The sequence below is a fragment of the Metabacillus niabensis genome (assembly GCF_902829255.1).
Taxonomy (GTDB): Bacteria; Bacillota; Bacilli; order Bacillales; family Bacillaceae; genus Metabacillus; species Metabacillus niabensis.
Genome location: NZ_CADEPK010000062.1, coordinates 1 through 2107 on the forward strand (window position 1 = coordinate 1; position 2107 = coordinate 2107).

A 2107-nucleotide genomic window follows, 5' to 3' on the forward strand; every position below is an offset into this window, starting at 1 on the left:
GTTACAAAAAGTTCAAAATAAAATAAAAACCTAAAAATTTCTATTTATCTAAGCTTAATGAAATTATGGGAGGAACTAACGATGACAGCACCTTATTTATGTCCAAATTGCAAAACAAATCGCTCACGATTTAATATTATAGAACAACAAGCAAAGTCTGTTAAATTACATCCACAAACTGGTGAAGTTGTTGAGGAGCTTGATCAAGCTTTACTAGGGCCTTTACATGTTCCATACACAGGTCCTGATTACAAAGTTCAATGTGGGATTTGCGGCCTAATTGAAGATGAATTGTCGTTTATTAAGCGTGCACAATTAAACCAATAACGTATCATCCTAACAAATTAGCAAATCATGAAATTTTATCTTCGGATAATTAACGAATTCTATAAACAAAAAGCCCCTTATTAAAGAGGCTTTCGTTTATTTCTCAAGAAAGTTTTCTAAAACTTCGACTAGTTTTTCTGGCTGTTCAAACATTGACATATGACCACAGTCTTCTATGATAGCTGAAGTAATTAATGATCTTTCAACTGAAAATGCCCTATCTAATGGGACTAGCTTATCTTCCCTTCCAGCAACGATTAAAACAGGTACGTCTACATTTTTTAAAACATGATTTCGGTCAGGTCGATTCTTCATTGCCTTAAGAGCTCCAATTGCTCCATAGTTCGATGTTTTATAACCAATCTTTTTCACATCATCTACATAATTTGAAAGAGTTTCTCTATTTTCATCAGAAAACAATTTCGGTATTAAATCATTTACAAATGGTTTGATACCCTCTGCTTGAATTCTCTCAATGCCTTTATCACGATTATGCTTTCCCTCTTCTGAATCTGGATATGCTGTTGAATGAACGAGACCAAAGCTTTTTAATCTTTCAGGAAACATTTCTGCAAATGCCAGACTAACATAGCCTCCTAAAGAATGTCCAATTAGTGTTGCACGATGAATGTTCAATTCTTCCAATAATATCGCAATATCATTAGCCATATCGGTAATTTCACAGCTATCTTTCGGTGTACTTGAGTCACCATGACCTCTTAAATCAACTGTAAGAACCCTTTTCCTTTTCGCTAGGTGAGGAACGATATATTTCCAATATTTGTTGTTACCACAAAATCCATGTATTAAAACGACAGTTTCACCAATTCCCTGATCCAAATAAGAAATCATGTTCTCTCCTACATTTTGAGTAAAACGTTCCATTTTTCACCCTCCGAGTCCAAACTTATAATGGCTTTCAAAAGCTATCGTATCAAATATTTCATCCGTTCACAAACTTTTCAATGGAAAAAAACTGAATTTTTGATTTCACTAATTCGAATATTATTTTATTGAACATCTTTAAGGCTATCTTTTCTGCAAAGTTAAATTAATGGACTTTTGACCGAATCCTTATCTTGAAAACTATCCTTTTACCTATCTTTACGATAACTTATTGTAAAGATTGTTAATCCAATTTTTAGGAAATTTAAACATTATAAAGCTTATGTACAATTTTTGTAAAATGAGTATACATGCACTTATTTTCAATTATTATTAAATTGAGCCAGCTGGTTCGATAGTGATCACTTATTCGTTACATGGGAGGAAAAAACAATGAACAAAAGCTTATTATTAAAAGTAGGAGCATCATTACTTGCTGTATTCTTAATGGCTGCATGTAACAACACAGAAGAAACTGATCAAGAAGAAACAAACACTGAACAAACTGAAACTGAAGAAACTGAAGAAGACACTACTGAAGAAGAAACTACTGAAGAAAACGCTGAATAATTCATCTCATCACCCTGTAGTAGTATATACTAAGGGAAAATGAATGAAATATTTCACATGAAGAAATGAAAAAAATGAGAGGTTCACCCCTCTCATTTTCAACTATTGTTCTTTTGTTTTTCATCCTTTATATGCCACATATATACAGCAATACTTAAAAATAACGTACAATAACCAATATTCAAGTATACTTCATCCATGTTTTCAGCAACAAGCTCCTGATAAGCCACGCCTCCAAAAAATAACGAAATCAGAATTGAAATCAACCCAAAGATAACAAATTTATTTTTCAAATCATATTCCCCCTACATCTCTAGTAATTCTA

The 2107-nt window shown here is 32.5% G+C and carries 4 protein-coding genes; 2 read left to right on the plus strand and 2 right to left on the minus strand.

All coding sequences use genetic code 11. The annotated features are described in order from the left end of the window. Positions 1-81: 81 nt before the first annotated feature. Positions 82-327 (plus strand): DNA alkylation repair protein, encoded by a 246-nt coding sequence (locus HU235_RS07365; RefSeq protein ID WP_095301280.1) that lies wholly within the window; start codon positions 82-84, stop codon positions 325-327. A 96-nt stretch (positions 328-423) separates the two neighbouring features. On the opposite strand, the gene HU235_RS07370 is transcribed toward HU235_RS07365, so the two are convergent. After that, entirely contained in the window at positions 424-1212 is a 789-nt protein-coding gene (locus tag HU235_RS07370) for an alpha/beta fold hydrolase (protein ID WP_174879790.1), read from the minus strand. 393 nt (positions 1213-1605) lie between these two features. Here HU235_RS07370 and HU235_RS07375 point away from each other — a divergent pair, with 393 nt between their 5' ends. Next, complete coding sequence (locus HU235_RS07375; protein ID WP_170944391.1) at positions 1606-1782, plus strand: hypothetical protein; 177 nt, start codon at positions 1606-1608, stop codon at positions 1780-1782. Positions 1783-1880: 98 nt separating this feature from the next. Here the strand turns inward: HU235_RS07375 and ypmT are convergent, their stop codons facing one another. Further along, the gene (ypmT, locus tag HU235_RS07380; protein ID WP_095301282.1) at positions 1881-2075 is read right to left on the minus strand and encodes a protein YpmT; all 195 of its coding nucleotides are present in this window, start codon (positions 2073-2075) and stop codon (positions 1881-1883) included. Positions 2076-2107: the final 32 nt, after the last annotated feature.